The sequence below is a fragment of the Streptomyces sp. NPDC007264 genome (genome assembly GCF_042869095.1).
In the GTDB taxonomy this organism is placed as follows: Bacteria; Actinomycetota; Actinomycetes; order Streptomycetales; family Streptomycetaceae; genus Streptomyces.
The window spans coordinates 233683-253986 of the sequence record NZ_JBIAFD010000009.1; the positions used below are offsets into that span (position 1 = coordinate 233683).

General features: G+C 72.7%; 18 protein-coding genes and 1 pseudogene. 9 read left to right on the plus strand and 10 right to left on the minus strand.

What is annotated here, in order from left to right; all coding sequences use genetic code 11:
- Positions 1–90: 90 nt before the first annotated feature.
- The 3 genes from ACFYMU_RS18115 to ACFYMU_RS18125 are packed head-to-tail and all read right to left on the minus strand — an operon-like array spanning position 91 to position 1732.
- The gene (locus ACFYMU_RS18115; protein WP_388373886.1) at positions 91–804 is read right to left on the minus strand and encodes an isocitrate lyase/phosphoenolpyruvate mutase family protein; all 714 of its coding nucleotides are present in this window, start codon (positions 802–804) and stop codon (positions 91–93) included.
- Positions 801–1247, minus strand: a complete 447-nt coding sequence (locus tag ACFYMU_RS18120) for a carboxymuconolactone decarboxylase family protein (RefSeq protein WP_388373887.1) — start codon at positions 1245–1247, stop codon at positions 801–803. Before ACFYMU_RS18120 ends, ACFYMU_RS18115 begins: the two co-directional genes overlap by 4 nt.
- Entirely contained in the window at positions 1244–1732 is a 489-nt protein-coding gene (locus ACFYMU_RS18125; protein WP_388373889.1) for a carboxymuconolactone decarboxylase family protein, read from the minus strand. The genes ACFYMU_RS18120 and ACFYMU_RS18125 overlap by 4 nt, the downstream gene beginning before the upstream one ends.
- A 47-nt stretch (positions 1733–1779) precedes the next feature.
- On the opposite strand from ACFYMU_RS18125, the gene ACFYMU_RS18130 reads away from it, so the two are divergent.
- Positions 1780–3171, plus strand: a complete 1392-nt coding sequence (locus ACFYMU_RS18130; protein WP_388373891.1) for a PLP-dependent aminotransferase family protein — start codon at positions 1780–1782, stop codon at positions 3169–3171.
- Between the two features lie 54 nt (positions 3172–3225).
- Here ACFYMU_RS18130 and ACFYMU_RS18135 read toward each other — a convergent pair.
- The 3 genes and pseudogenes from ACFYMU_RS18135 to ACFYMU_RS18145 form a co-directional block, all read right to left on the minus strand.
- Positions 3226–4929, minus strand: a pseudogene (locus tag ACFYMU_RS18135) (SpoIIE family protein phosphatase); the annotation flags it as partial.
- 1917 nt (positions 4930–6846) lie between these two features.
- Positions 6847–7053: a hypothetical protein gene (locus tag ACFYMU_RS18140; protein ID WP_388373893.1), complete on the minus strand. Its 207-nt coding sequence runs from the start codon at positions 7051–7053 to the stop codon at positions 6847–6849.
- A 207-nt stretch (positions 7054–7260) separates the two neighbouring features.
- Complete coding sequence (locus ACFYMU_RS18145) at positions 7261–8088, minus strand: hypothetical protein (RefSeq protein WP_388374051.1); 828 nt, start codon at positions 8086–8088, stop codon at positions 7261–7263.
- A 144-nt stretch (positions 8089–8232) separates the two neighbouring features.
- On the opposite strand from ACFYMU_RS18145, the gene ACFYMU_RS18150 reads away from it, so the two are divergent.
- Both ACFYMU_RS18150 and ACFYMU_RS18155 read left to right on the plus strand, forming a co-directional pair.
- Positions 8233–8574, plus strand: coding sequence for a hypothetical protein (locus tag ACFYMU_RS18150; RefSeq protein WP_388373895.1), 342 nt, complete (start codon positions 8233–8235; stop codon positions 8572–8574).
- A gap of 10 nt (positions 8575–8584) precedes the next feature.
- Positions 8585–9769: a glutathionylspermidine synthase family protein gene (locus ACFYMU_RS18155; protein WP_388373897.1), complete on the plus strand. Its 1185-nt coding sequence runs from the start codon at positions 8585–8587 to the stop codon at positions 9767–9769.
- A gap of 80 nt (positions 9770–9849) precedes the next feature.
- On the opposite strand, the gene rocD is transcribed toward ACFYMU_RS18155, so the two are convergent.
- Positions 9850–11055, minus strand: a complete 1206-nt coding sequence (gene rocD / locus ACFYMU_RS18160) for an ornithine--oxo-acid transaminase (RefSeq protein WP_388373899.1) — start codon at positions 11053–11055, stop codon at positions 9850–9852.
- A 259-nt stretch (positions 11056–11314) separates the two neighbouring features.
- Between rocD and ACFYMU_RS18165 the strand changes: the two genes are divergently transcribed.
- Positions 11315–12760 (plus strand): glycine hydroxymethyltransferase, encoded by a 1446-nt coding sequence (locus ACFYMU_RS18165; protein ID WP_388374053.1) that lies wholly within the window; start codon positions 11315–11317, stop codon positions 12758–12760.
- 67 nt (positions 12761–12827) lie between these two features.
- Here the strand turns inward: ACFYMU_RS18165 and ACFYMU_RS18170 are convergent, their stop codons facing one another.
- Positions 12828–13499, minus strand: a complete 672-nt coding sequence (locus ACFYMU_RS18170) for a hypothetical protein (protein ID WP_388373901.1) — start codon at positions 13497–13499, stop codon at positions 12828–12830.
- Positions 13500–13590: 91 nt separating this feature from the next.
- Here ACFYMU_RS18170 and trpS point away from each other — a divergent pair, with 91 nt between their 5' ends.
- Positions 13591–14604 carry a tryptophan--tRNA ligase gene (gene trpS, locus ACFYMU_RS18175; protein ID WP_388373902.1) on the plus strand — a complete coding sequence of 338 codons (1014 nt, stop codon included), beginning with the start codon at positions 13591–13593 and terminating at the stop codon, positions 14602–14604.
- Positions 14605–14816: 212 nt separating this feature from the next.
- Positions 14817–15404: a 2'-5' RNA ligase family protein gene (locus tag ACFYMU_RS18180; RefSeq protein ID WP_388373904.1), complete on the plus strand. Its 588-nt coding sequence runs from the start codon at positions 14817–14819 to the stop codon at positions 15402–15404.
- A 31-nt stretch (positions 15405–15435) separates the two neighbouring features.
- Here ACFYMU_RS18180 and ACFYMU_RS18185 read toward each other — a convergent pair whose 3' ends face one another.
- On the minus strand, positions 15436–16200 hold the full coding sequence (locus ACFYMU_RS18185; protein ID WP_388373906.1) for a decaprenylphospho-beta-D-erythro-pentofuranosid-2-ulose 2-reductase: 765 nt from the start codon (positions 16198–16200) through the stop codon (positions 15436–15438).
- Between the two features lie 195 nt (positions 16201–16395).
- On the opposite strand from ACFYMU_RS18185, the gene ACFYMU_RS18190 reads away from it, so the two are divergent.
- A complete protein-coding gene (locus tag ACFYMU_RS18190; RefSeq protein WP_388373908.1) occupies positions 16396–17304 on the plus strand; it encodes a YihY/virulence factor BrkB family protein in 909 nt (302 codons plus the stop codon).
- Here the strand turns inward: ACFYMU_RS18190 and ACFYMU_RS18195 are convergent.
- Entirely contained in the window at positions 17252–18514 is a 1263-nt protein-coding gene (locus ACFYMU_RS18195; RefSeq protein WP_388373910.1) for a D-alanyl-D-alanine carboxypeptidase family protein, read from the minus strand. The genes ACFYMU_RS18190 and ACFYMU_RS18195 overlap by 53 nt on opposite strands.
- Positions 18515–18662: 148 nt before the next feature.
- Between ACFYMU_RS18195 and ACFYMU_RS18200 the strand changes: the two genes are divergently transcribed.
- Positions 18663–18905: an SCO4848 family membrane protein gene (locus ACFYMU_RS18200; RefSeq protein WP_388373912.1), complete on the plus strand. Its 243-nt coding sequence runs from the start codon at positions 18663–18665 to the stop codon at positions 18903–18905.
- A 21-nt stretch (positions 18906–18926) separates the two neighbouring features.
- Complete coding sequence (locus ACFYMU_RS18205; protein ID WP_388373914.1) at positions 18927–20303, plus strand: metallophosphoesterase; 1377 nt, start codon at positions 18927–18929, stop codon at positions 20301–20303.
- Position 20304 lies beyond the last annotated feature (1 nt).

The window sequence follows — 20304 nt, forward strand, 5'->3', positions numbered from 1 at the left end:
GCCTGATCGTCAGGTTACTTTTGCCCCCTTTCCAGCGCATTTTCGGTGACTCCATGCCGGGGACCGATTCCCGCCCCCGGCGCGCGGCGGCTACCCCAGACGCGCGGCGATCTCGCCCAGGGCCGCCATCGCGCGGCGCTGGAGCCCCGGCCCGAACGTCACGCGGGTGGCGCCGAGTTCGCCGAGGTCCCGCGGTGAGGGGCCGCCGGGCCGCGCGAACACGTTGAGCGGCCCCTGGATCCCCGCCCGCAGCAGCGGCAGGACGTCCGCCGGGGCGCCGATCGGGTACACGCAGTCGGCACCCGCGGCGACGTACAACGCGGCCCGCTCGATGGCCCGTGCGGGATCGGCGACACCGCGGGCGAACGTGTCGACCCGCGCGTTGAGGAACAGCCGGCCGCCGGCCTCGGCCCGCACCTGGGCGAGCCAGTCGGCGTGCTCCCGCGGATCCTTGAGGACGCCTCCGTGCGAGTCCTCCAGATTGCAGCCCACGACTCCCGTCTCCAGCAGCCGCTCCACCAGCTCCTTCGGGGCGAGCCCGTACCCGTCCTCGACATCGGCCGACACCGGCACGTCGACGGCCCGCACGATCCGCGCGACCGCCGCGAACATCTCGTCGGCGGGCGTCTCGCCGTCCGCGTAGCCGAGCGAGGCGGCGATCCCGGCGCTGGGCGTGGCGAGCGCCGGGAACCCGGCCTCCGCGAACACCCGCGCGCTGGCCGCGTCCCAGGGCCCGGGCAGCACCAGCGGTTCGTCCGGCAGCCGGTGCCGGTGCAGGGCCCGGAAGGTCTCGGCAGCGCTCACCACCGCGTGCTCCCCGCCGGGATCCGCCGGCTGACCATCAGCCGGTTCCAGCCGTTGATGACGGTGATCAGCGCGACCAGATGGGCGAGCCGCGCCTCGTCGAAGTGCTCGGCGGCCTCCTCGTACACCTCGTCCGCCACGAAGCCGTCCGTCAGGACCGTGACGGCCTCCGTCAGCGCCAGCGCCGCCCGCTCGCGCTCGTCGAAGACGTCCCCCGCCTCCTCCCAGGCGTCCAGCAGATCCAGCTGACGCTCCCTCACGCCGTGGCGGCGGGCGATCGTGAGGTGCAGGTCCAGGCAGAAGGCGCAGTGGTTGAGCTGGGAGGCCCGGATCTGGACCAGCTCGGCGAGGGCGGGGTCGCCGAACCCCTTCTTCGCCGCGGCGCCCAGCGCCTGCATCGTGGTGCGGACGTCGGTGTCGAGGACCGTCGTGCGGGCCGTCACTTGTGCTGCCCCGGCCGGTAGTGGCCCGGCACCGCACGGGTCGTCACACCGAACCGGTTCCACGCGTTGATCACCGTGATCGCGGCGATCAGCTGGGCCAGCTCCGTCTCGTCGAAGTGCTTGGCGGCCCTCTCGTACACCTCGTCCGCCACGAAGCCGTCCGTCAGGACCGTGACGGCCTCCGTCAGCTCCAGCGCCGCGAGTTCCTTCTCGGTGTAGAAGTGCCGGGACTCCTCCCAGGCGCTGAGCTGGACGATCCGCTCGACGCTCTCGCCCGCCGCCAGCGCGTCCTTGGTGTGCATGTCGAGGCAGAAGGCGCAGTGGTTGATCTGCGAGGCGCGGATCTTGACCAGTTCGCGCAGCGTCGCGTCGAGGCCCTGCCCGGCGGCGGCGTCGAGCCGGACCATCGTCTTGTAGACCTCGGGGGCGTGCTGGGCCCAGCGGAGCCGGGGCCTGTGCTCGGGCGCGTAGTCGTTGGTGGTCATGCTCCCGACCCTAGGAGCGAGGCATCCCAGGGGTATGGTCCATTTCCATGGGGAAAGCATGGGCCACTTTGGGGGTCGACCTGCATCTGGAGCCGACCGGGCCCGGTCTGCGCCGGGGCCTGACCGACGCCCTGCGCGAGGCGGTCCGCACCGGCCGGCTCACCCCCGGGACCCGGCTGCCCTCCTCCCGCTCGCTCGCCGCCGACCTGGGCATCGCACGCAACACGGTCGCCGAGGCGTACGGCGACCTGGTCGCCGAGGGCTGGCTCACCGCGCGCCAGGGATCGGGCACCCGGGTGGCCGAGCGCACCGCCCCCGGCCCGCGGCCCGCACCCGCCGCGCCCCGCCCCCGCGAGCTCGGGCGCCCCGAGTACGACCTGGTGCCCGGCACGCCCGACCTCGCCGCCTTCCCCCGGGCCGAGTGGCTCAGGGCCACCCGCCGGGTCCTGGCCTCGGCGCCGTACGACGCCCTCGGCTACGGCGACGGGCGCGGCCGCGCGGAACTGCGCGCCGCCCTCGCCGAGTACCTGTCCCGGGCGCGCGGCGTGCGCGCCGACCCCGAACGCGTCATGGTGTGCGCGGGCTTCTCGCACGGGCTGAAGATCCTCGGCGCGGTGCTGCGGGCCCGCGGTGTCCGCGTGGTGCACGTCGAGTCGTACGGCCTCGACGTGCACTGGAACCTGCTCGCGGAGGCGGGTCTGCGCACGGAGCCGCTCCCCTTCGACGCGCGGGGCACCGACACCGGCGCGCTCCCCGACGGCGGTGTCGTGCTGCTCACTCCCGGCCACCAGTTCCCGATGGGGGTGCCGCTGCCCCCCGACCGGCGGGCCGCCGTCGTGGACCGGGCGCGGCGGACGGGCGGGCTGATCCTGGAGGACGACTACGACGGGGAGTTCCGCTACGACCGGCAGCCCGTCGGGGCGCTCCAGGGCCTGGGACCCGACCATGTGGTCCACCTCGGCACCGCCAGCAAGTCCCTGGCGCCGGGCCTGCGGCTGGGCTGGATGGTGCTGCCGCCGGGGCTCGCGGAGGAGGCCGCGGCCGTGAACGGCCGGCTCGAGATGTGCGGGGCGCTGGACCAGCTGACCCTGGCCGAGTTCCTCACGTCCGGCGGGTACGACCGTCATGTGCGTGCGTCCCGGCTGCGCTACCGGGGGCGCCGCGACGCGCTGGTCCACGCCCTCGCGGCCCGCGCCCCGGACGTACGGGTCACGGGCATCGCGGCGGGCCTGCACGCGGTCCTGCGCCTGCCGCCCGGCACCGAGCGGACGGTGGTCCAGGCGGCGGCGTGGCAGGGCCTGGCGGTGCACGGCCTGGGCCACTACCGCCACGAGAGGGCGGCCACCGAGCCGTTGGACGCGTTGGTCGTGGGCTACGGGACGCCTCCGGACCACGGGTGGGCGGGGGCGCTGGAGGCCCTGTGCCGGGTGCTGCCGTGACAGCGCGGAAGACGGCCGGGTCCGCGGGCGGTGCCGGTCTGCTGTCGGTGCCGGTCAGCCGCCGGGCGTCCCCGGCGTCGCCTGCTCGGCCCAGATGACCTTGCCGTCCTTGGTGTAGCGCGCGCCCCAGCGCTCGGCGAACTGGGCCACGAGGAAGAGGCCCCGTCCGCCCTCGTCCATGGTGGCCGCGTAGCGCAGGTGCGGCGAGGTGCTGCTGTGGTCGGAGACCTCGAAGATGAGCGCACGGTCGCGGATCAACCGTGCCTTGATGGGCCCTGCGCCGTGGCGCATGGCGTTGGTGATCAGTTCGCTGCAGATCAGCTCCGTGGTGTCCACGAGATCCTCCAGCCCCCACTCCATGAGCCGGGCGGAGACGGCGGCGCGTACGCGGTGGACGGCGGCGGGGTCGGACTCCACGTCCCACTCGGCGACCTGCCCGGGCGCCAGCACCTTCGTACGGGCGACGAGCAGCGCGATGTCGTCGCTCTGGAGCTCGGGGAGCAGGGCGTCGAGCACGGCGTCGCAGGTCTCCTCGGGCGACTGGTCCGCGTGCGCCAGCGTCTCGCGGAGCAGCCGGAGCCCGACGTCGATGTCCAGGTCGCGGCGCTCGACGAGGCCGTCGGTGAACAGGACCAGCCTGCTGCCCTCGGCCAGCCGCAGCTCGGCGCACTCGAAGGGCAGTCCGCCGATGCCGAGGGGAAGGCAGGCCGGCACGTCCAGGAACTCCACCGTCCCGTCGGGGTGCACGAGCGCGGGCGGCGGGTGACCGGCGCTGGCGATGACGCAGGTGCCGGACACGGAGTCGTAGACCGCGTACAGGCAGGTGGCGCCGGTGACGGTGGTCCGGTCGCCGGCGGCGATCGCGTCCTGGTCGATGAGGGTGACCAACTCGTCGAGGTGGCCGAGCAGTTCGTCGGGCGCCAGGTCCAGGGGGGTGGAGAAGTTGTGCACGGCGGTGCGCAGCTGCCCCATGGTGGCCGCGGCATGCAGTCCGTGCCCGACGATGTCGCCCATGACCAGCGCGACCCTGGCGCCGGGCAGGGGGATGACGTCGAACCAGTCGCCGCCGACTCCCGCCTGCGCGGGGAGGTAGCGGGAAGCGACCTCGACGGCGTTCTGTTCGGGCAGCGCCCGGGGCAGCAGTCTCCGTTGCAGCGCCACGGCCAGGCCGTGCTCGCGGGTGTAGCGGCGTGCGTTGTCGAGGGACACGGCGGCCCGGGTGGCCAGTTCGGTCGCGAGGGAGAGGTCGTCCTGATCGAAGGGCTCGGGCTTCTCGGAGCGCCAGAAGTGGACGACGCCCAGCAGCACACCGCGGGCGGACAGCGGCGCCGTGATGAGCGAATGGATCCCGTACTCGACGATGCGGGCGCCCCGCTCGGGGTCCATCGCCTGCCATCGCACGGAGTCGCGCAGCCGGGGCACCAGGACCGCCTGCCCGCTCTCGGCGCTGCGGGCCTGTGGTGACGACGGCCCGAAAGTGATCAGGTCGCCGACCGCGAAGAAGGGAGCGTCGGCGCGGATGCCGCTGACGGCCGCGCGCTGCATCCGCTTGCTGCCGGTGTCGATGCCGTTCATCCCCACGTCCTCGTCGCGCAGCACGAACTCGGCCAGGTCGACGGTGACGTAGTCGGCGAAGCGCGGCACCGCGACCTGCGTCAGCTCTTCGGCCGTACGGGTCACATCGAGGGTGGTGCCGATGCCGCCGGTCGCGTCGTAGAGCAGCTTCAGGCGCCACCGGATCAGCTCGACCCGCTGCGACGCCTCGCCGATCATCTCCATCACTTCTTCGGTGCCGACCTCCTCCTCTCCGGCCACCGCGGCGACCGCGAGCCGCGCGGACGCGGCGCCCACCGAACCGGCGAGCTGGGCTTCCGCGTGATGGACCAGCCCCGGCGGCGCCTCGGCCGACAGTGAGCGGGGTCTTCTGCCGGGGTAGGAGCGCAGCGCCCGCCGGGCGCCCTCCGGCCCGAGGAAGCGCTCCAGCAGGGTCTGCAGTTCGCCGACCGTGGCACGGGCCTGCCAGCGGCGCTCCCGCGCGGGCGGTTCGAGGATCTCGACGAACTGCACGGCCTGCGCCCGCTCGGCGGCATCGGGCCGGTCCACCAGGGAGACCGCGACGTACGCGCCGAAGTTCAGCAGGACACTCCAGAACATCGTGTGGCCGATGGGGTCCATTCCCGTCACGCCGAACAGATGCTGCGGCCGCAGGAGACGGATGCCGAACGGACCCTCCCGCAGGAGCGAACCGGACAGCAGCCCCGCATCGGCGAAGCTCGGCAGCACCAGGGTGTACACCCATACGGTGAACCCCGCCACCAGGCCGACCAGCGCGCCCCGCCGGGTGCCGCCCTTCCAGAACAGGCCGCCCAGGATGGCGGGCGCGAACTGTGCCACCGCCGCGAACGACACCAGGCCGATCGTCACCAACGCGGTCGTCTCGCCGGCCAGCCGCAGGTACGCGTACCCGAGCAGCAGGACCAGCACGATGGTCGCCCGGCGGATGCCCAGCACCAGACCGGCGAGGTTGTCCCGGTGCGCCAGCCGGGACTTGCTGCGCAGCAGCAGCGGCATCACGAGTGAGTTCGACACCATGGTGCTGAGCGCGATCGTCTCGACGATGACCATGCTGGTGGCCGCGCTGAGGCCGCCGATGAAGACGAGCAGCGCGAGTGCCGGCTGGCCTCCGGCCATCGGCAGGGTGAGCACGTAGGTGTCGGCGTCGACGCCCTTTCCGAACCGCAGAAGGCCGCCGGCCGCGATCGGGAGCACGAAGCTGCTGATCGCGAGCAGGTACAGCGGGAACAGCCACATCGCCCGTTTGAGGTGCCTCTCGTCGACGTTCTCGACGACGCTGATCTGCCACTGCCGGGGCAGCAGCACGATCGCCAGCATGGACAGCACCATGAGCCAGACCCACGTGCCGTAGCCGGTGTGCTCGCGCAGCGTGAACAGCGTGGTGAGGCCGGCGTCCGAGGCCTGGGAGAACAGGTCGTCGAGCCCCCCGAACATCCAGAAGGTCACGAAGATCCCCGCCGAGAGGAAGGCCAGGAGCTTGATCACGGACTCGAACGCGATGGCGGCGACCATGCCCTCGTGGCGTTCGGTGGCGTCCAGATGACGGGTGCCGAAGACGATGGTGAACGCGGCCAGCACCAGCGCTGCGTACAGTCCTGTGTCCTGGAACAGCGGGATGTGTCCCAGCTCCGGGGCGGAGGTGAGCTCGGGATGCCGCCGAATGATCGCAAAGGTGAGGGAGACCGCCTTGAGCTGCAGCGAGATGTAGGGGACGACCCCCACCACGGCGATGATCGTCACCAGGCAGCCCAGCGCGGTGCTCTTGCCGTAGCGGGCGGAGACGAAGTCGGCCAGTGAGGTGACCCGGTGCCGCTGGCTCGCCCGGATGAGCCGGCGCAGCACCAGCCAGCCGAGCGCGAGCATGAGCGTCGGCCCCAGGTAGATCGGCAGAAAGCTGATTCCCGTCGTGGCGGCCCAGCCCACGCTGCCGTAGTACGTCCACGAGGTGGCGTACACACCGAAGGACAGCGCGTAGACCGTGGCGTTGTTGATGACGCTCCGGCCGGAGTCCGCCCGCCGGTCACCGTAGAAGGCCACGGCGAAGAGCAGGCCGAGGTACCCGGCCGAAACAGCGACGATGAACCAGGTCTCGAGCACGGCCTACCTCGATCTGCCGCCGATCACGGCGACCAGAACGATCACGACCGCCCAGACGACGAACAGGTAGGCCGCGAGAACCGGGACGCCGAGAACCTGGCCCATGTGGTCGAACCGCGCCAGGAACGGCGGAACCATCAGCACGAACCCCAACGCCGCCACGGCCGTCAGGCGCAGACTGAGCTGTTCGTCGTCCCGCGACTCCGCCATGAGCCGCCTCCGCATCCTCAGTGTCGCGCTGTGCGACAGTCACCCGAATCTGGCCGATGTCGTGCAACGGCGTCGATCGGCGCCGCGATGACGAGCACTCTGCTCAGTCCAACACGGCACCGAGACGCCCGCTACCTCGCCGAACCGTGGAGGGCGGTCGTCCGAGCTCAAGATCGTCCCGAGTTCCACGGCTCCGTCAGGGGCGGCTCATGAGCCTTCCTCCACGGCCGGCGCCTCCCCGAACCGCGCCAAGGCCAGGGCGCCCGCCACGGCGACGAGGAAGCCGAGTGCCGCCAGCCAGACCAGCCCCTCGCGGGTGCGGTCGCCCAGCCACACCACCCCCACCGCCGCCGGCCCCACCGTCTCGCCGACGACCAGACCCGCGGTCGCCACCGTCACCGATCCCCGCTCCAGGGCGCTCGTCAGCAGCAGGAAGGCCGCACCGCCGCCCAGCAGCAGCGCGTACGCCGCCGGCTCCGTGAGCAGCACGGACGGCCTGAGCGAGTCGATCAGCCGCACCGCCACCTCGACCACCCCGAACCCGAATCCCGCGCCCAGCCCCAGCGCCAGTGCCCGCCCGCGTCCCGGCAGCCGCGATCCGGCCGATCCGAGCACCGGCACGCCCACCGCCGCCGCCAGCATCGCGTACCGCAAGACCGTGGACCCGTCCCGGTGCCCCTCCGTGCCGGAGGCCAGCCCCAGCATCGCCAGCCCCGCGCACACCACCGCGGCCGCGGTCCACTCGCCGCGCGTCAGCCGCACCCGCAGCAGCCGGGCCGCGACCACCGCCGTCACCGCGAGGCTGGAGGCGAGCGCCGCCCCCACCGCATAGATCGGAAGCGACCGCAGCGCCGCGATCTGCAGCAGGAAGCCGAGCCCGTCCAGCCCGAGCCCCGCCAGATACCGCCACTGCCCGAGAGCCCGCAGCAGCAGCGCCGCGTCCCCGCCCCCGCCCGTGCCCGCCGCACGCGCCGCCATCGCCTGCAGCACGGTCGCCGTGCCGAAGCAGACCGCCGCACCGAGCGCACACACCATTCCCCAGAACACGGTGCGACTGTAGGGCAGCGCACCGGCGCGGGGGCGGGCGCGCCGGGCGGAAGCAAGCTCTCTAATCTGATATTCGTCAACATCTCAACGGCGTCTCACCCGACGACGCCCACACGACGGGGGATCACGAACATGGCGGACACACGCCGGCAACTGCGCTCGGGCACGGTCGTCCTCGGCGGCATGGGCCTTCTCGCCGCCGCCCTCACGGCCTGCTCCTCCGACCCGGACAAGCGCTGCGTCGACCGCGACAGCTACACGCTCGCCAAGGGCTACAAGGTCGTCGCCGACAAGAACTGCACCTCCGGCAAGGCGTCCGCCCGCGGCTCCTGGTACTACGGCGGCAAGAAGAAGAACGGCTGGGTCAGCGACGGCTCCTTCACCAGGCCCCGGAGCTCCGGCGGTTCCAGCGGCGGCCACGGCGGCGTCGACCGCGGCGGTTTCGGCAGCGGCCACGGCAAGTCCGGCGGCTGAGCGGCCCGTCGTGGAACGCCGCACGATAGAGCCCCGCCCCGGCTGGCAGCAGACCGTCGAGGCCCAGGGCCTCATCTATCCGCTCACCCGCCATCCCGACGACTCCCTGCGCCCGTACTGGGACGAGAGCGCGTACTACGCCTTCACACTCCCCGAGGTGGAGGCGCTGGAGGAGGTCGTCGAGGAGTTGCACGCCATGTGCCTGGCCGCGGCCGCGCACATCGTCGCCACGGACCGCTTCGCCGACCTCGGCATCACCGACCCGCGCGTCGCGCACGCGGTCGCCGAGGCATGGCACCGCCGTGCCGAACTCCCCTCCGTCTACGGCCGGTTCGATCTGCGCTACGACGGCACGGGCCCGGCCAGGCTCCTGGAGTACAACGCCGACACCCCCACCTCGCTCGTGGAGGCGGCCGGCCCCCAGTGGTTCTGGATGGAGGAGCGCTTCCCGGGCGCAGACCAGTGGAACTCCCTCCACGAACGGCTGGTCGCCGCCTGGAAGAGGCAGGCCGCCCTGCTGCCGCCCGGCAGCCCGCTGTACTTCGCGCACTCCTCCGCCGACGAACTCGGTGAGGACCTGATGACGGTCGCCTACCTCAAGGAGACCGCGGAACAGGCCGGACTCGACACCGACTGGATCTCGATGGAGGAGATCGGCTGGGACCCGCTGTCCGAGCGCTTCGTCGACAACCGGCTCCGCTTCATCCGCAGCTGCTTCAAGCTCTATCCGTGGGAGTGGCTCACCACCGACCGCTTCGCCGGCCATGTCCTCGACACCCTCGACAACGGCGGCGGCACGGGCACGACGCTGTGGATCGAACCTGCCTGGAAGATGCTGCTCAGCAACAAGGCGCTGCTCGCGATCCTCTGGGAGCTGTACCCGGGCCACCCGAACCTGCTGCCCGCCCATCTCGACGGCCCCCGGGAGCTGGCACGCACCACGGGCTACGTCGCCAAGCCGCTGCTCGGCCGCGAGGGCGAGGGCGTGACGGTCCACGAGCCGGGCGCCGAGCCCGTCCTGCGGGACGAGCCCTGCTGCTACCAGGGGCTGGCGCCCCTGCCGGACTTCGACGGCAACCGGGTGGTCCTCGGCGCCTGGGTCGTCGAGGGCGAGTCGGCGGGGCTCGGCCTGCGCGAGTCGTCCGGCCCGGTCACGGACGAGTACGCACGCTTCCTGCCGCACGTCATCCTCTGAACCTCCGGGCTCCTCGAACCTGCGGGGCCGCACTCCCCGAACCTCCCGGGGCCGCCCCGGCGTCCCCGGGAGCGCGGCGGTCAGATGCCCAGGACACCGCGCAGCCGCGCCAGCCCCCAGTCCAGGTCCTCCTCGCCGATGACGAGCGGCGGGGCGATCCGGATCGTGGACCCGTGGGTGTCCTTGACCAGGACGCCCCGGTGCAGCAGCCGCTCGGCCACCTCCCGGCCGGTGCCGTACGCCGGGGCGATGTCCACGCCCGCCCACAGGCCGCGCCCGCGCACCCCGGTCACCCGGCCCGTGCCGGTCAGCGCGCCCAGCTCGTCCAGCAGGTGCGCGCCCAGCTCCGCCGCCCGCGCCTGGTACTCGCCGGTCCGCAGCATCGCGATCACCTCCAGCGCCACCGCGCAGGCCAGGGGGTTCCCGCCGAAGGTCGACCCGTGCTCACCGGGCCGGAACACCCCGAGCACATCCGCGCTCGACACCACCGCCGACACCGGCAGGATCCCGCCGCCGAGCGCCTTCCCGAGGACGTACACGTCCGGGACGACCCCCTCGTGCTCGCACGCGAAGGTGCGTCCCGTGCGGCCGAGCCCCGACTGGATCTCGTCGGCGACGAAGAGCACGTTCCGCTCGCGGGTCAGCTCCCGCACCGCCGGCAGGTAACCGGCCGGCGGCACCACCACCCCCGCCTCGCCCTGGATCGGCTCCAGCAGCACCGCCACCGTGTTCTCCGTCACCGCCGCCCGCATCGCGGTCAGGTCCCCGTAGGGCACGATCTCGAAGCCCGGCGTGTAGGGGCCGAAGTCCGCGCGCGCCTCCGGGTCGGTGGAGAAGCTGATGATCGTCGTCGTACGGCCGTGGAAGTTGCCGTCCGCGACCACGATCTTCGCCCTTCCGGAGGGCACGCCCTTGACCCGGTAGCCCCACTTGCGGGCCGTCTTCACCGCGGTCTCCACGGCCTCGGCGCCCGTGTTCATCGGCAGCACCATCTCCATGCCGCACAGGTCGGCCAGCCGCGCGCAGAAGTCGGCGAACCGGTCGTGGTGGAAGGCCCGGGACGTCAGCGTCACCCGCTCCAGCTGCGCGGTGGCCGCGTCGATCAGCCGCCGGTTGCCGTGACCGAAGTTGAGCGCCGAGTAGCCGGCCAGCAGGTCCAGATAGCGGCGGCCCTCCACGTCCGTCATCCAGGCGCCGTCGGCGGACGCGATGACCACCGGCAGCGGACGGTAGTTGTGCGCGCCGTGCGCCTCGGCGGCGGCGATGAGTGTCTGCGTGGCGGTCACGGCGGCTCCCGGACGACGAGGGTGACCCTGCTGTCCCGTTTCCCATGCTCATCCTCGCGCGGCGGACGCGGGGGGACCGCACGCGGACGGCGTCGCGTGTCGCGCCGTCCGACGGGCCGGGTAGGCTGGCCGGCGGGCCGTGACTGGCGCGCTGGGATGGGACGGACCATCGGGGAGCGGCCCGAGCAGGAAGTGTGCCGTGCGCCTGGGCCGTACCGTGAACGCCGAACGCCACGTCCGGAGGTCCCTGATGCCCGAGATGTCCGCGCCTGTCTCCACCGAGTCCACCGCCTTCCGCGCCGCCCTCGACGTGATCCGCGCCGTCGAGCCGCGCGTCGCCGACGCCATCGGCCAGGAGGTCGCCGATCAGCGCGAGATGCTCAAGCTGATCGCCTCCGAGAACTACGCCTCCCCGGCGACCCTGCTGGCCATGGGCAACTGGTTCAGCGACAAGTACGCCGAGGGCACCGTCGGCCGCCGCTTCTACGCCGGCTGCCGCAACGTGGACACCGTCGAGTCGCTCGCCGCCGAGCACGCCAGGGAGCTGTTCGGCGCCCGCCACGCCTACGTCCAGCCGCACTCCGGCATCGACGCCAACCTCGTCGCCTTCTGGGCCGTCCTCGCCCAGCGCGTCGAGGCCCCCGCGCTGGAGAAGGCGGGCGTGCGCCAGGTCAACGAGCTGACCGACGAGGACTGGGCCGAGCTGCGCCACGCCTACGGCAACCAGCGCATGCTCGGCATGTCCCTGGACGCCGGCGGTCACCTCACCCACGGCTTCCGCCCGAACATCTCCGGCAAGATGTTCGACCAGCGCTCCTACGGCACCGACCCGGCCACCGGGCTCATCGACTACGAGGCCCTGCGCGCCTCGGCCCGCGAGTTCAAGCCGCTGATCATCGTGGCCGGCTACTCCGCCTACCCCCGCCTGGTGAACTTCCGGATCATGCGCGAGATCGCCGACGAGGTCGGCGCGACGCTCATGGTCGACATGGCGCACTTCGCCGGCCTGGTCGCGGGCAAGGTCCTGACCGGCGACTTCGACCCGGTGCCGCACGCCCAGATCGTGACGACCACCACCCACAAGTCGCTGCGCGGCCCGCGCGGCGGCATGGTCCTGTGCGACGACTCGCTCAAGGACCAGGTCGACCGCGGCTGCCCGATGGTGCTCGGCGGCCCGCTGCCGCACGTGATGGCCGCCAAGGCGGTGGCCCTGGCGGAGGCCCGGCAGGACTCCTTCCGCGACTACGCCCAGCGGATCGTCGACAACTCCCGTGCCCTGGCCCAGGGGCTGCTGCGCCGCGGCGCCACGCTCGTGACCGGCGGCACCGACAACCACCTGAACCTGATCGACGTGGCCTCCTCCTACGGCCTCACGGGCCGCCAGGCGGAGGCGGCGCTGCTGGAGTCGGGCATCGTCACCAACCGCAACGCCATTCCGGCCGACCCGAACGGCGCCTGGTACACGTCGGGCATCCGCATCGGCACCCCCGCGCTCACCACCCGCGGCCTGGGCGCGGCCGAGATGGACGAGATCGCGGCCCTGATCGACCGCGTCCTCACCACGGCCGTCCCCGGCACGACCGCCAAGGGCGCCCCGTCGAAGGCCCAGCACGTCCTGGCCCCGAAGGTCGCGGACGAGATCGCGCACCGCGCGACCGACCTGCTGGCCGGTTTCCCGTTGTACCCGGAGATCGACCTCGGCTGAGGCGCCCGGCCCCAGAGCCTGTGCACGAACCCGCGCCCGGGCCCGGACGGGGTCGGTGCACAGGCTTTCACAGATCGATGAGCTCCTGCCGGGGCCCGGGCGGCGGCTCCTTGCGCCGGGCCGCCACCCGCCGCACGGCACGGGTCCCGCCGATCCCCAGCGCGAGCCCCGCGCCGAGTCCCACGGCCCCCCAGCGCAGACGGTCCGCGGGGCCGTCGCCGCCCGCGGCGGCCGGCCCGAAGAGCCCGCCCTGCTCCAGCCGGTCGAAGACCGGCCGCGGCACCCGATGCCACCGGACGTCGTCGTCGGCGACGTCCGGCGCCGGATCCGACCGCACCCACGCCGTGCCGTCCCCGGCCAGGAACACCTGGTCCTGCCGTTCGAGGGCCACATCACCCCCGGGCGCCCGCCGCGTGTAGGGCCAGCCCCCGATCCCGGTCAGCCCCCACACCACGGTGGCGCGCACGCTCGGGTACCGCCCCTGCGCCCACGCGTCCGGCACCCGCTCGGTCCGCTGCCGCGTCGGCCCCAGCAGCTGCCACAGCAGCGCGAAGTCGCGGTCGCCGGCGCGCAGTGTGGTCGTACGGCCCGTGCCGACCGCCGTCACGAGCGCCAGATCGGGTATGTCCTTGCCCACAGCCCGCGCCGGTGCGGCGGTCGCGGTCAGCGTCCAGACCGTCACCGTCAGCGCCGCCACCAGCCGGCCGAGCGCACGCACGCGGCCCCCGTCTCTTGTCATGTCCTCTTGTTACACCGCCGGGCACTATTCGGCCCGCAGCTGTTGCCCACCAGTTCCGGACCGGTCCCCAGGACCTGAGAGAATGGGCGACATGGCTTCAGACCGTCCTCGTGTGCTCTCCGGCATCCAGCCCACCGCCGGCTCGTTCCACCTCGGCAACTACCTCGGCGCCGTCCGCCAGTGGGTGGCCCTTCAGGAGAGCCACGACGCGTTCTACATGGTCGTGGACCTGCACGCGATCACCGTCCCGCAGGATCCCGCGGACCTGCGCGCCAACACCCGCCTGGCCGCCGCCCAGCTCCTGGCCGCCGGGCTCGACCCGGACCGGTGCACGCTCTTCGTCCAGAGCCATGTCCCCGAACACGCCCAGCTGGCCTGGGTCATGAACTGCCTCACCGGCTTCGGCGAGGCGAGCCGCATGACCCAGTTCAAGGACAAGTCCGCCAAGCAGGGCGCCGAGCGCGCGAGCGTCGGCCTGTTCACGTACCCGATCCTCCAGGTCGCCGACATCCTGCTGTACCAGGCCAACGAGGTACCGGTGGGCGAGGACCAGCGCCAGCACATCGAGCTGACCCGCGACCTCGCCGAGCGCTTCAACGGCCGCTTCGGCGAGACCTTCACCGTCCCGCGGCCGTACATCCTCAAGGAGACGGCGAAGATCTACGACCTCCAGGACCCGTCGATCAAGATGAGCAAGTCGTCGTCCACGCCGAAGGGCCTCATCAACCTGCTCGACGAGCCGAGGACCACCGCGAAGAAGGTCAAGAGCGCCGTCACGGACACGGACACCGTGATCCGGTACGACGTGGAGCTCAAGCCGGGCATCAGCAATCTGCTGACCATCTACTCCACCCTGACCGGAACCGGCGTCGCGGAACTGGAGCAGAAGTACGCCGGCAAGGGCTACGGTGCGCTCAAGACGGACCTCGCCGAGGTCATGGTCGACTTCGTGACCCCGTTCCGTGAGCGCACCCAGCAGTACCTGGACGACCCCGAGACCCTCGACTCGATCCTGGCCAAGGGCGCGGAGAAGGCGCGCGCCGTCGCGGCGGAGACCCTCTCCCAGGCGTACGACAGGGTGGGGTTCCTGCCCGCCAAGCACTGAGCCGGCAGGACCGCCCTCCCGTTACCGCGCCCCACCGCCGTACAGTCGGTAGTCCCCCCTGCCCGCGCCGAGCGCCGAGAGCGACGAAGCCGGAACCGAAGAACCCGAAGACCGCCGGAAGAGCCCGAAGACCACCACCCGACGACCGCCAGAAGAACCCAGAAGAACGCCGAAGAACACTGAACGACACCAGCACGACGACAGGAGACGACGTGGGGACCGTAACGATCGGAGTGTCGATCGCGGTCCCGGAGCCTCACGGCAGCCTGCTCCAGGAGCTGCGCGCGGGCTTCGGCGACGCCGCGGCGCACGGCATCCCCACGCATGTCACCCTGCTCCCGCCGACGGAGGTCGACGCCTCCGCACTGCCCGCGATCGAGGCGCACCTCGTCGAGGTGGCGGCGGCCGGGCGCCCCTTCCCGATGCGGCTGTCCGGAACGGGCACGTTCCGTCCGCTGTCGCCCGTGGTCTACGTGCAGGTCGCCGAGGGCGCCGAGGCGTGCGCGTGGCTGCAGAAGCAGGTCCGGGACGCCTCCGGGCCGGTGGCGCGCGAGCTGCTCTTCCCGTACCACCCGCATGTCACGGTGGCGCACGGCATCGACGACGCGGCGATGGACCGCGCGTACCAGGAGCTGGCCTGCTACGAGGCCGAGTGGCCGTGCACGGGTTTCGGGCTGTACGAGCAGGGCGCGGACGGCGTCTGGCGCCGGTTGCGGGAGTTCGCCTTCGGGGGCGCCGTGGTACCGCCGCAGGCGGCCCGTGCGGAGGACGCCCCCCTGCCCGCCCCCTGGGCTCCTTAGACCGCCCTCGGACTCCCGATCCCCTGGATCCCTAGACGGGAAGCCACCGGAACACCGGACGCGGCACGTGGCGCAGCGCCGACATGACCAGCCGCAGGGACCCCGGTACCCACACCACTTCCGACCGCCTGCGCAGCCCCAGCTCGATCGCGGCGGCGATCCGCTCCGGCGTGGTGGACAGCGGTCCGTCCCCCCGCCCCGCGCTGCCGCGCCGGCGGACGGACCCGGGGCGCACGACCATGACGTGCACGCCGGTGCCGTGCAGCGCGTCACCCAGGCCCTGCGCGAACGTGTCGAGCCCGGCCTTGCTGGAGCCGTAGATGAAGTCCCAGCGGCGGGCCCGCTCGCCGGCGACCGAGGACAGCACCACCAGCGAGCCGTGGCCCTGCTCCTGGAGGGCGCGGGCGCACACCAGCCCCGCCGAGACGGCGCCGGTGTAGTTGGTCTGCGCGACGCGCGCCGCGGCCACCGGGTCGCGCTCGTCGGTCGCCTGGTCGCCGACCACGCCGAACGCGAACAGCACCAGGTCGATGTCCGCCTCCGCGAACACCTTGCCGAGCGCGCTCTCGTGGCTCTCGCAGTCGAGCGCGTCGAAGGCGACGGTACGGGCGTCGGCGCCGAGCTCACGCAGATGCTCGGCGGCCCTCTCCAGCTCGGCCGAGGGGCGCCCGCCCAGCCATACGGTGCGGGCGCGCCGTGCGATGAGCCGGCGCGCGGTGGCCAGCGCGACCTCGGACGTGCCGCCGAGGATCAGCAGGGACTGCGGGGTGCCGAGGGCGTCGTTGTGGGCAGGCATGACCGTGACCGTATCGCCGCAAAACGGGCATAACTCTCTCATGTCCCCGGTCGCTGCGGGGCCTCACCGGAATGGACGACCCATGCCGTCCCGCCCGTGGTGCGGTGCCCGGCCGCTTCGCGGGTACCCGGACACAGATCGTCCGCGGCTCCGTGCGAGGGAACCGCACGGGGGCCACGAGGGGAGCGTCGGATCATGGACTGGCTGAAGAGGCTCCCCGTCGTCGGGCCGCTGGTCACCCGCCTCATGGCCACGCACGCCTGGCGCTCCTACGAACGCCTCGACCGCGTGAAGTGGACCCGGCTCGCCGCCGCGATGACGTTCATCAGCTTCGTGGCACTCTTCCCGCTGCTCACCCTGGCCGCCGCGATCGGCGCCGCGACGCTCAGCACATCCCAGCAGAACAAGCTGCAGAGCAAGGTCGCCCAGCAGTTCCCCGGCATCTCCGGGCAGCTCGACATCCACGGCCTGGTCCAGAACGCCGGCACGGTCGGCGTCATCTCCGCGGCCGTGCTGCTGTTCGCGGGCATCGGCTGGGTCGGGCAGGTCCGCGACTGCCTGCGCGCGGTGTGGGAACTGCCGGACGGCGACGAGAACCCCCTGCTGCGCAAGGTGAAGGACGGCGTGGTGCTCATCGGCCTCGGCGGCGCGGTCCTCGTCACCCTCGCCGCCTCCACCCTCGCCTCCGCGCTGGTGGGCCGGGCGGCCGGACAGCTCGGCCTCGACGAGCACGGCTGGGGCATCGCACTGCTGCGCGTCGCCGCGTTCGCCGTCGCCGCCTGCGCCGACTTCCTGGTCCTCCTGTACGTGCTCACGCTGCTGCCCGGTGTGGAGCCCCCGAAGCGCCGCCTGCTGGTCGCCGCCCTGATCGGCGCGGTCGGCTTCGAACTGCTGAAGCTGCTGCTGAGCGGCTATGTCCAGCAGGTGGCCTCGAAGAGCATGTACGGCGCTTTCGGGGTGCCGGTGGCGCTGCTGCTGTGGATCAACTTCACCGCCAAACTCGTGCTGTACTGCGCCGCCTGGACGGCCGCGCGGAACGACGAGGCCGACGTCACGGGCGCGTCCGGCGGCGTACCAGGTCGGGCAGCGGCCAGCGGCGGTTGACCAGGAACGCACCCCCGCCCAGCAGTATGAGAAGGCCGCCGACGAGGGCGAGCGCCACACCGACGCCGCTGGAGCCGCCCTGCTTCACCGAGGCGGCCACCGGCTTGGCGGAGCCGTGGCCCCCGCCGGAGGCGGACGGCTCGGCGCCGGGCTGCCCGGCGGCGCTCCTCGGGGCGACGAGCTCGCCCACCGGGGTCACCTTGCCGGCCGCGCCGAAGCCCCAGTCGAGCAGCCGGCCGGCCTCCCGGTAGACCTCGTTGTGCTCGTGCTTGTCCGGGTTCATGACCGTGACGAGCAGCACCCTGCCGTCGCGTTCGGCCACCCCCGTGAAGGTCGCGCCGGCGTTGGTGGTGTTGCCGTTCTTCACGCCGGCGATGCCCCGGTAGGGGGTGATGTCGTAGTCCCCGGACAGCAGCCGGTTGGTGTTCTGGATCTCGAAGGACCCGCGGGTCTTCTTGCCCTTCGTCACCTTCGTCTCGCCCGGGAACTCGGTCCGCACGGTCGAGCAGTACTCCCGGAAGTCCTTCTTCTGCAGCCCGGACCGGGCGAAGAGCGTCAGGTCGTAGGCCGACGAGACCTGTCCCGGGGCGTCGTAGCCGTCGGGGCTGACCACATGGGTGTCGAGGGCCTGGAGCTCCTCGGCGTGCGCCTGCATGTCCCTGACGGTCTGTCCGACCCCGTGGTTCATCGCGGACAGTACGTGCACCGCGTCGTTGCCGGAGCGCAGGAAGACCCCGAGCCACAGATCGTGGACCGTGTAGGTCTCCCCCTCCTTTATCCCGACCATGCTGGAGCCGGCGCCGATGCCGGCCAGGTCGGAGGGCGCCACCTTGTGCTGCTCGGTCCTCGGGAACCTGGGCAGCACGGTGTCGGCGAACAGCATCTTCAGGGTGCTCGCCGGGGGCAGCCGCCAGTGCGCGTTGTGGGCGGCCAGCACGTCACCGGACTCGGCGTCGGCGACGATCCAGGAGCGCGCGGCGATGTCCTTCGGAAGCACCGGGGCGCCGCTGCCGAGGTTCACCTGGGTGCCCGGCCTGCCGAGCAGTTCTCCGCCGACGGTCGACATCGCCGCCGGGGGAGTGGCCGACGGCGGGGCGGCCGGGCTCCTCCTGTCGGGGAAGGCGGTCGCCGGGGTGGCGAGTGCGAGGGACAACACGACGGCGGAGGCGACCGCGAGGCGGCGGCCGGTGATCTTCTTCGAGGCGGACACGGACGCGAAAGTACAGGGTGCGGAGCCGGAAGTCCCGCCGCATCCCGGCCGATGCCGCCCACCCCGCCGTGAGGGGTCACCGGGAAGCGGCGATACTGAACCCAGGCCGGCCGCGGAGGCCCGGCGCAGTGACGAAAGGCCCCGTCTGGTGAAACTCAGCCGTCCCGTCTCCTGGTTCCTGCTCGCCTTCGGGGTGTGGAGCTGGGTCATCTGGATCACTTTCGTCAGGAACCTGTGGAAGGACGCGAGCGGGCTCGCGTTCGACGACGCGGGGGATCCGACGGCGTACTTCTGGGTGCACCTGGCGCTCGCCGTCGTCTCCTTTATCTTGGGGACCGTCATCGGCGTCATCGGGTTCCGCGGACTGCGTGCGTTGCGACGTAGGCCATAACGACGAGGGGACAGGGACACGGTGGTCGTCGTCTTCGCGCTGATCGTCCTGGCCGTCCTGGCCGCCTACGCGGCGCTGCACCGGTACGCGTGGCGCCGGCTCGTCCGCGACACGACCCGCGGGCCGGGCCCCGCCCGGCGCGCCGGCACGGTGGTGATCGTCGCCGGACCCGTGCTGACGGTCGCGGCCCTGGCGGCCGAGGTCGCGGGGGCTCCCTTCTGGCTCCAGCGTGTCCTGGGATGGCCGGGCTTCCTGTGGATGGCGTTGTCCCTGTACCTGCTGCTGGCGCTGGCGGTGGGCGAACTGCTGCGGCCGCTGGTGCGCCGGCTGGCCGAGCGCCGGGCGAGCACGCAGGAGACGGAGCCGACAGCGGCACCGGTGCCTGCGGGCGCGGTGCCGGTGGGGCCGGGATCGGCGGGCGCGGGGCCGGCCGGTCCGGAGACGGCGGGTACGGGGCCGGCGGGTACGGAAACGGCGGGTGTGGGGCCGGCAGGTCCGGAAACGGCACCGGAAGCGGTGGGGGCGGCGCCCGCGGACCCGGTGGCCCCGGCGCCGCAGGACGCCGCCGAGTCGCCGTCCCGCAGGCTGTTCGTCTCCCGTGTCGTGGGCGGGGCCGTGGCGGCCGCCGCGCTCGGTACGGTGGGCTACGGCACGTACGGCGTGCTCCGCGGCCCCACCGTGAAACGCGTCACGGTCGCGTTGAACAGACTGCCGCGTTCCGCGCACGGTTACCGGATCGCCGTCGTGAGCGACATCCACCTCGGCCCGGTGCTCGGCCGGAGCTTCGCCCAGCGCGTGGTGGACACCATCAACTCGACCCAGCCGGACCTGATCGCGGTCGTCGGCGACCTGGTCGACGGCAGCGTCAAGAACCTCGGGCCGGCCGCCGCGCCGCTGTCGCAGCTGAGGGCCCGTCACGGCAGCTATTTCGTCACCGGCAACCACGAGTACTTCTCCGGCGCGGACCAGTGGGTCGAGGAGGTGCGCCGGCTCGGTCTGCACCCGCTGGAGAACGCCCGCACCGAACTGCCCGCCTTCGACCTGGCCGGCGTCAACGACCTGGCGGGCGAGCGCGAGGGCGAGGGCCCGGACTTCGCCAAGGCGCTCGCCGGCCGCGACCCCTCGCGCGCCGTCGTGCTGCTGGCCCACCAGCCGGTCCAGATCCACGAGGCGGTACGGCACCACGTGGACCTCCAGCTCTCCGGCCACACCCACGGCGGCCAGCTGTGGCCCGGCAACTTCGTCGCGGCGGCCGCCAACCCGACCCTCGCGGGCCTGGACCGCTACGGCGACACCCAGTTGTACGTGTCGCGGGGAGCGGGGGCCTGGGGGCCCCCGACACGGGTGGGCGCGCCGTCGGACATCACGGTGATCGAGCTGGCGTCCCGCCGGGCGTGAC